Genomic DNA, 8,485 nt, shown 5'->3' with positions numbered 1-8,485 from the left:
TCGTAACGTGCCACCATTTTGTTCCTGCATCGAAATCAATCAGATAATAATACTATTAATTGATATTAAGGGACACAGCCTAGACTGGATAGATATGGCAGTGCAAACGGAGCGTTTTTGTCTCCCAAAGGAGTTCCTTATGAAAATCGAGCACTGGCTCTTGGTTCTAAAGCAGGAAAATACCATGAATATGAAGTAATTAAACCACTTCCGGTACTGCAAGGCAAAATTGCGCCAGCGTTTGATCAGCCCGGAGGAGGAGTTCAGATATTGCCGAATTTCCTTGAGAGAGTAAATGTTGATTGGCTTATAAAAAATGGATATGTAAAGGAAGTAAAGAATGCTAACTACAAATGAAATACAGGAAAAAGTGTGGTCTTTAGGTGCTAAGATTAATGCACCTAAATCAATGTTGATAGTTTATTCAGAGCCTGTTGGTGATGGTTCTGGATATATAGTTATTGATAATAATCAATATCATATTATTTACTCTGAAAGAGGCTATGAAATATTTAGGCAAACAACTGAAGATTTAAATGAGCTGCTATATTGGATAATGGAAAGTGTAGCTAGCCAAATGGCATCTGAATATGAATTAAAGAATAGGAATGATGAAAATAAAGATTTTCGTAGAGCTTATTTTGAAAAAGAGCTAGAAATATTAGGTGTATTAGATAAAAAGTGGGTATTAAGAGCCAAGAAAAAAATTGAGGAAATATTAGAAAGATCACCATACGTAGACAAATAGTGACTGACAATAATGCACTGAGCTTACCCAAAGAGATGGCGGATTACGGTCGGTCAGCATCCAGTCTGGGTACCGCTATGCTAAATGAAGGTAAATCCTCCCAAGAGAACACTATAAGTGCAATAGATATACTATAGAGGTAGGAACAGGCGCATTAACTCAAGGTAAAGGAACACTATTTAGCACCCTTGTTAATATAGGAGGCGCTTATTTAGGAAGTAAAGTTAAAGGGGAAGATCCTACAATCTCAATGTTAGGTAACGCAGTTAGTACTGTAATTGGTAATAAAGTGGTTGTGTCGTTTTTTATAGATGGAATATTTCTTTTTTCACTTGGAGATGTAAATAAGTTTATTAAAAACAAGGGTATTTATCGGGCTAATAAGTTATTGGTTTATATACTATAACCTATATGATTTACGTAAATTAATAATCAATCTTTGGGTTGAGGTTACTATTTGGAGAAGTTTTATGAAGTGTATTAAATGTGAAAATCCAGCATTACATGAATCAGATTTTTGTGCCACATGTGAGGAGAAAGAACTGAGTGGAATCGGCGGGTTTCTCTATTTTCCGGCAATAAATATTATCTTTGCAATATTAAGTTCTTTATTTAGTGCATATAAGACAATGACAATCCTGATCTCTGGTTATGATTTTCTAGGTGAATTACGTGTCCTTATAGGATTTGAGTTTATTTGTTTTACCATTATTTTTGGAGTTGCACTTTATACATCAATTCTTTTTTTTAAAAAGAAGAAAAAAACACCTTTGTTTTACATTATCCTGTTAGTTTTTACCTCATTATTTGTCATCACCGATTTAGCGTTGGCTCATTATGGATATGAAATAAAACTGGATTATAATCATCTTTTCTTGCTTTTTAGAACTGTGTTTTATGCATGTGTATGGGTGCCTTACTTTATTATATCTATTCGAGTTAAAAGGACATTTATTAAATAATGGTTAAAATTAAACTATTTTATAAATAATATTCAGTGGGAGTAGGTGAATTTTTTATAATTAATATTTGTTTGAAAAATATGACAGCCAAAACTACCTCGGCCTTGTGAATTGCTCCCCAAAGTCAGACAATTCAAATCACGCTTTCATTAAGGTCCGAGTCCTGTATTTTACTGGACTCAGACCATTTAATTTATACTTGATGCGTAAGCGTGCGGCGAAAAAGGGTAACAGTGTTATGGTCAAGAGAATTTATATTTCAGCTATTAATAACGACTATAATGGCAAAATGATTTTGGTTGATAATTATTTTTTTACAATCAAAATAAGCGTGTCAATTTTATACTGAGATTATCAAGGATGGCTAAGGAGATAATTAAAAAGATTTTAATTTTGCTCAAGAAAACGGTGGATTTGACTAATAAATGCAATTTTTCATAAAGATAGATCATTTGACTCCCAATAAATTACAATGGGAATCAAATAATCTTTCTAGTTCTTTATCGTATAAGAATACTATGATCTTAACGCTTGATTATTAAATATTGGATCAGATTGAATATGGATTCTCTGTAAGTGCCGTTCTGATTTGGAGGTGAATCCTTCACGTCCATGTAGCAGAGAGAAGTTATCCACAATCACCAGATCGCCTTTTTTCCATGTATGAGCATATAAATGGCGTTTATCATAGAGTGTTTTGATGAAATCTTGCTGAAATTCCGCTACTTGATCAGGGCTGATGTTATGGTATTCAATAGCATGCTTATTCAGGAATTTTTCTCCATCTATTGCTGGTTCATTATATCTGATAACGTATCCGTTTCCGTCAGGATGTTCTTCCAGTAGAGGAGAATGAACCTCTCCACCATAATGAGTGACCTTATTAATGCGATAAGTAATAGATATATTTTTCCATTGTTCTAGTTGCTGTTGAGTAGCATTAGTAACAACACGACGAGTATTGACAAAGGTTGTTCTGCCCCCTTGGTCACTTTCAGGTGCGTGGGCGCAATGGAACATAATAAATTCAGGAATGGTCGGTTTATACATGCCGTCCCAGTGCAATGGCATATAGCTGTTATCAAAAACGTGATCGGTAGCATCTTGATGTTCACGAACATCTAAAATAGCACCAAACGGCCACATCATTATTTCTCCCCAATTATGGGCATATTCTTCATATTTTTTGTGGTCAGATAAGTCAGATTTGAAACCACGTAATATAAGCAGATTGTGTTTTCTAGTCAGTTCTTTCAGTTGCTCCACTGATAATGTATCAATATGTTGATCGGAATATTGAGGAGTAATTTTTAAACCAAATGGGGTTATCTCTTCTGTCTGGAAGTTATTTAATTTTGTCATCGCTATTTTCCTTTAATTATAATTTCTCTTTAAATCACCATATTACGTTAAATTACCATATTAAGTTAAATTACATAGTGACTAGGTTTTCCATGAATATTAACTAGCTTTCCACCCATCATCTGGACTTCTTTGTGTTTCATAAGTATGAATTGTCCATTTACATTGGCTGCGACACCGTGCCAAGGGGTTAACCAATCATCCCGGGTTGGCATCATATGAATACCAAGTTTAATACTACTTGCTGGCTGAGGATGAATAGATAAACGTATGGCGTTTGGAAAATGAGTATCTAATAAACTTCCCCATGCCCAACTTCGTTGAATAACACCGACGGCCCTTTGTTTGGCATCTTTTTGTAGGGCATTGTTTGATCCGGTATAGCCGGGTAATAAGCTGTCTTCATATAAGAAGCGGGTGACCGCACGGTATAATTGTAATCCATCACTATTTTGCAACAGTTCGTCTTTGATAGACTCTTCCGGGCGGGCATAATGTTTGACTAACAGATGTCTCTGTAAATTGAAATCATCACTATGTTCGCAAAGTTCCTTATCGTCATTAAGGTTAAATGTACTTAAATTGATAGCACCCACTTCATGAAGTAATTGTTTAATATCTTCATGATATTGGCTGATAACTGTATCATTGACGTGGATGAGATCACCGAAAACATGCCCATCAGAGCAAATAATAATGCGGGCGCCAGGCGGATAATAAAGCTGGATACGCTGGCAAAGAGAATTAAGAAAAATTAAGGATAAGCGTTCTGCCATATCAGGAGCAGTCCCAAGTACTTTATTTCTGTTTGGTGACTTGGTTGGGAATGCTGGTAAAATGAATTCGATAGGTTTTTTGTTTTTAATAAAGTATTCAATTCTGGGTAATTGTATATCTTTAATAATCTCTCTTTCTTGATCCGTATTTTTCTCTGAATCAGTAAGACATCTGCGATATTGTAATAATTCACATAAAATCTGCCTGGAAGTATCATTAACGGAAACATTTTTATAAGTAATATTATCAGTAGTAGCACTTTGCATAATTAAAATTTCTCATACTTGTTGTAAATATATTTGTTATTTAGTTTCTTTAAAATAGATAAATAGCGGTTTGATTAATTGGTATAGACGAAGTGTAAGATAACGAAATTAAAATATAATATAATATTTAAGAATATCTAATAATCTATTTAATAATAAACAATATGCTTGAATATAAATTATATAGTTAATCAATATATTTGATCGATTGTTACATTAAGGCAAAATTTTTCGGGGTTATTAAAATACCAGAAAATCTGGTACGACCACTTTGATTGGAGATAAATGGGTGGGTGTGTAAATGGATAAGTAATTTATTTCTCTTCTTTAATATATTGTTTGTAATTATATTTGGTGATTATTGTATAAGGCAAATATATAACTATAACGGGAGAAGTATTATTCAGGTGGAAAATAAATTGTTGTATCAGACTAATAATCTAGATTATTAGTCTGATTATAATCATGTCTAGTTATTGTTTTCCGGAAACTGAATTTTCCGTTAACCCAGTGAGGGGAATAATCCTTATTCCATATGGATATTATGATATATTTTTTATCTTAGAATAAATATTTATAAATAAATCACAGCATAATTATTCAATAGTACAAATGAATATTGGCCTCGATTTTGGCGGGATTACGTAGAAAAAAGGAGTTATGAAATGTGAATTAAATTGCAGTACTTCCCCACAGATTGGTAATCAATCATAGGGGAAGTTAACAGTGGTTTAAGAATGGATTTGATGGTGTTCAAAAGTATCAAGTAATTGCTGAATGAATTCCAGGCGTGCCATTCTTTCGTTCAGATCTATGATGAATTTCAGTTTAGCGGGGCCATCTAACCGGTAGATTTCGGGCTGTTTCTGTAACAGACCGATAAGATAAGTCGGATCAACTTTATGTTTCTCACTAAACTCGATGAATCCACCTTTTTCATGGGCTTCTATCCGTTTAATACCTAATTTCTGAGCTGACAGGCGAATGGCTGCTGATTGTAATAAATGACGTCCCGGATTAGGTAATGTGCCGAACCGATCTATCAATTCAACCTTCAATTCTGCTAATTCTGATTCGTCTTTGGCGCTGGCAATACGTTTATAAAAAGATAAACGCATATTGATATCAGGAATATAATCATCGGGTAACAAAATAGGCATCCGCAATTCAACGTCAGTTTGGCTATTGGTCAAGTCTTCTAGTGAAGGTTTTCGGCCTGCTTTTAGTGCATCGACAGCACTTTCCAACATCTCCATGTAGAGAGTGAAACCGATGGTTGTCATCTGACCACTCTGCTCTTCACCCAGGAGTTCGCCGGCTCCACGGATTTCAAGGTCGTGAGTTGCTAGTGCAAAACCCGCGCCTAAATCTTCAAGGGAGGCGATGGCTTCCAGACGTTTGTGTGCATCGGTTGTCATGGCTTTCGGATGTGGTGTCAGTAGGTAAGCATAAGCCTGATGGTGGGAGCGCCCGACGCGTCCACGCAATTGATGCAATTGGGCCAGGCCAAAATGGTCAGCACGTTCAATAATGATGGTATTGGCGCTTGGAATATCGATGCCTGTCTCAATAATTGTGGTACAAATCAGAACATTAAATCGTTGATGATGGAAATCAGTCATCACCCGTTCCAAATCCCGTTCACGCATCTGCCCATGACCAATTGCGAACCGTGCTTCTGGTACTAACTCTTCGAGACGCAGTTTTGCTTTCTCAATATTTTCAACATCATTATAGAGGTAGTAGACTTGACCACCGCGCAAAACTTCACGCAGTATGGCTTCTCGCACAACCAGACTGTCATACTCGCGCACGAAGGTTTTGACTGCCAGACGACGAGCGGGCGGGGTCGAAATAATTGACAGATCCCGCATACTACTCATTGCCATATTGAGCGTTCGGGGAATTGGGGTTGCGGTAAGGGTCAGAATATCGACGTCGGCACGCATGGCTTTGATCTGCTCTTTGTGGCGAACACCAAACCGATGTTCTTCATCGACAATTAACAAGCCAAGGTCTTTCCAACGCAGGTCGCTTTGTAGCAGTTTATGCGTGCCAATAATAATATCGACTTTACCTTCGGCTGCCATTTCAACGACTTGCTGCTGTTCTTTGGCGCTGCGGAAGCGGGATATCATCTCAATACGTACGGGCCAATTTGCAAAACGGTCGCGGAAATTATCAAAATGTTGTTGAGCCAGTAGGGTTGTCGGAACCAAGACCGCTACTTGTTTGTCATTATGGACCGCCAGAAATGCGGAGCGCATTGCAACTTCGGTTTTGCCAAATCCTACATCACCGCAAATTAAGCGATCCATCGCTACGGGTTGACACATATCATTCAGAACGGCGTTAATCGCCTGTTCCTGATCTGGGGTCGTTTCGAATGGAAAGCTCTGACAGAATAGTTGGTATTGTTCCCAATCATGTTTAAAAGCAAATCCGGGTTTTACGGCGCGGTGAGCATAAATATCAAGCAGTTCCGCGGCCACATCGCGCACTTTTTCGGCTGCTTTCTGGCGAGCTTTGTTCCATGCTTCTCCGCCCAATTTATGTAATGGGGCATTTTCATCAGCGCCACCTGCGTAGCGGCTGATTAGATGCAGGGAAGATACCGGAACATAGAGTTTGTCGTCGCCGGCATAACTTAGGATCAGATATTCAGCTTGGATACCACCTGCTTCCAGAGTAGTTAACCCCTGGTAGCGGCCAACGCCATGCTCCAAATGGACCACCGGCTGATTGGGGCGTAATTCAGCAAGGTTACGGATCAGGGTATCGGTATTAATCGTGCGGCGGGTATCTTGACGGCGGCGAACAATACGCTCACCGAGCATGTCACTTTCACAGATTAGAGCAAATTCATTCTTTGTATCGATAAAACCATGTTCAGCGGCACCAATCATCAAAAAGTGGCCGGGTTGTTGCGCCTGATTTAATCTATTGATTTTAATTGGTTTAATCTTTATTCGTGACAATAATTCCTGTAATGCTTCTTTTCGTCCTTCGCTTTCGACGGAGAAAATTACGCGGCCACTGAATTGTTCCAGGAAACGGCGAAGTTTATCCAGCGGCGCCTTATTTTGTGCAACAACGGAGAGATCGGGCAGTAATTGATAATCAAGGTTTACGTGGCTCGTTTTTTTACTCAATTCTTCCGCTTTAAGTTGAATGCGGGGCCAGTTTTTTAGCGCTGAAAATAATTTATCCGCCGGGAGCCAAAGCTCTTCTGGGAGGAGGAGAGGGCGCATTGGATCAATTTTACGGCTCTCGAAGCGCTGTTGAATATCTTGCCAGAAACGTTCAGCGGCATTATTGATTTCTTGGCTAAGAATCAGGGTGTTATCAGGCAGGTAATCAAACAATGCAGGCAGAGGTTGGCTGAAAAACAATGGTTGCCAGTATTCTATCCCTGCCGGTAGCGTACCTTTGCTGACTTGCTGATAAATATGCTCACTGTCACGACGGACTTCGAAACGTTCCCGCCATTGGCTGCGAAACAGTTCAATCGTCTCTTTATCTGTTGGGAATTCATGAGCAGGCAGTAGGTTGATTTGCTTAACCTCAGTTAGCGTGCGTTGGCTGTCAACATCGAAAATGCGTAAGCTATCGATTTCATCATCGAAAAAATCAATACGATAAGGATGCTCGCTTCCCATTGGAAAGAGATCAAGTAGTGCGCCACGAGTAGCAAATTCGCCATGCTCAAGAACTTGTTCGACACTACGGTAGCCGGCCTGTTCTAATTCAGCACGAAGTTTGTCCCGCGAGAGTCTCTGACCTTTATGCATAACCAATGCATGTCCGTTAAGGTACTCATGAGGGCAAACCCGTTGCATTAAGGTATTTATCGGCAGGATTAAAACACCTTTGGTCATCGTCGGCAGACGGTAAAGTGTAGACAGGCGGTTGGAAATGATTTCCTGATGAGGAGAGAAGCTGTCATACGGCAGTGTTTCCCAATCGGAAAGAAGATCAACCGGGCAATCGGTAAACTGATGGATTTCATCATGCAGACGCAAGGCGTTTTGCATGTCTTTGGTTATCAGTACAACAGGCCCTTGATGGCGCTCGATAATTTCAGCACATTCTACAGCGCAAGCGGCGCCAATAAGTCGACCTAATTGACGGTTATCACCGCGGCGTTCAGGAAGTTCATAACGATATTTTGAGGACATAAGCGTAAATGTGTTCTTTATGATTCAGTCCATTCCAACGGGCTTTCGACGCATATATGGTCTTCGAGTAAACACGCAGGCTGGTTGAGAGAAAATAAAAAAACCACAGAATCTGGGTGTTGGTGGTTCCATAAAATATAACTACCCTTTATTATCCCCGAACACTTTGCTTTGGCAACAGGGGCGTAACAG

6 protein-coding genes are annotated in these 8,485 nt (G+C 38.9%); 3 read left to right on the top strand and 3 right to left on the bottom strand.

The genetic code is table 11. The annotated features are described in order from the left end of the window. Positions 1-84 precede the first annotated feature (84 nt). From BA1DRAFT_RS22230 to BA1DRAFT_RS16825, 3 genes are all read left to right on the top strand, one after another. Positions 85-357 (top strand): TNT domain-containing protein, encoded by a 273-nt coding sequence (locus BA1DRAFT_RS22230; RefSeq protein ID WP_072164819.1) that lies wholly within the window; start codon positions 85-87, stop codon positions 355-357. Then, positions 341-748, top strand: a complete 408-nt coding sequence (locus BA1DRAFT_RS16830) for an Imm63 family immunity protein (RefSeq protein ID WP_036781505.1) — start codon at positions 341-343, stop codon at positions 746-748. The genes BA1DRAFT_RS22230 and BA1DRAFT_RS16830 overlap by 17 nt, the downstream gene beginning before the upstream one ends. Positions 749-1,218: 470 nt before the next feature. After that, entirely contained in the window at positions 1,219-1,710 is a 492-nt protein-coding gene (locus tag BA1DRAFT_RS16825; protein WP_036781502.1) for a DUF2569 domain-containing protein, read from the top strand. Between the two features lie 516 nt (positions 1,711-2,226). Here BA1DRAFT_RS16825 and BA1DRAFT_RS16820 read toward each other — a convergent pair. The 3 genes from BA1DRAFT_RS16820 to mfd all read right to left on the bottom strand — a co-directional run bounded on the left by BA1DRAFT_RS16820 (position 2,227) and on the right by mfd (position 8,293). Beyond that, a complete protein-coding gene (locus tag BA1DRAFT_RS16820; protein ID WP_036781500.1) occupies positions 2,227-3,072 on the bottom strand; it encodes a TauD/TfdA dioxygenase family protein in 846 nt (281 codons plus the stop codon). Between the two features lie 65 nt (positions 3,073-3,137). Next, positions 3,138-4,115 carry an L-tyrosine isonitrile synthase gene (gene pvcA / locus BA1DRAFT_RS16815; RefSeq protein WP_036781497.1) on the bottom strand — a complete coding sequence of 326 codons (978 nt, stop codon included), beginning with the start codon at positions 4,113-4,115 and terminating at the stop codon, positions 3,138-3,140. A gap of 731 nt (positions 4,116-4,846) precedes the next feature. Then, complete coding sequence (gene mfd, locus BA1DRAFT_RS16810) at positions 4,847-8,293, bottom strand: transcription-repair coupling factor (RefSeq protein ID WP_036781495.1); 3,447 nt, start codon at positions 8,291-8,293, stop codon at positions 4,847-4,849. Positions 8,294-8,485: the final 192 nt, after the last annotated feature.

The sequence above is a fragment of the Photorhabdus aegyptia genome (genome assembly GCF_000612035.1).
GTDB lineage: Bacteria > Pseudomonadota > Gammaproteobacteria > Enterobacterales > Enterobacteriaceae > Photorhabdus > Photorhabdus akhurstii.
Note: the sequence above shows the minus strand (reverse complement) of the source record. Positions and strands in the feature narration are given on the sequence as shown.

Excerpts from the sequence above, each read along its gene's own strand:
- pvcA (WP_036781497.1), bottom strand. The coding sequence starts at position 4,115 with ATGCAAAGTGCTACTACTGATAATATTACTTATAAAAATGTTTCCGTT.
- BA1DRAFT_RS16830 (WP_036781505.1), top strand. The coding sequence starts at position 341 with ATGCTAACTACAAATGAAATACAGGAAAAAGTGTGGTCTTTAGGTGCT.
- BA1DRAFT_RS16825 (WP_036781502.1), top strand. The coding sequence starts at position 1,219 with ATGAAGTGTATTAAATGTGAAAATCCAGCATTACATGAATCAGATTTT.
- BA1DRAFT_RS16820 (WP_036781500.1), bottom strand. The coding sequence starts at position 3,072 with ATGACAAAATTAAATAACTTCCAGACAGAAGAGATAACCCCATTTGGT.
- mfd (WP_036781495.1), bottom strand. The coding sequence starts at position 8,293 with ATGTCCTCAAAATATCGTTATGAACTTCCTGAACGCCGCGGTGATAAC.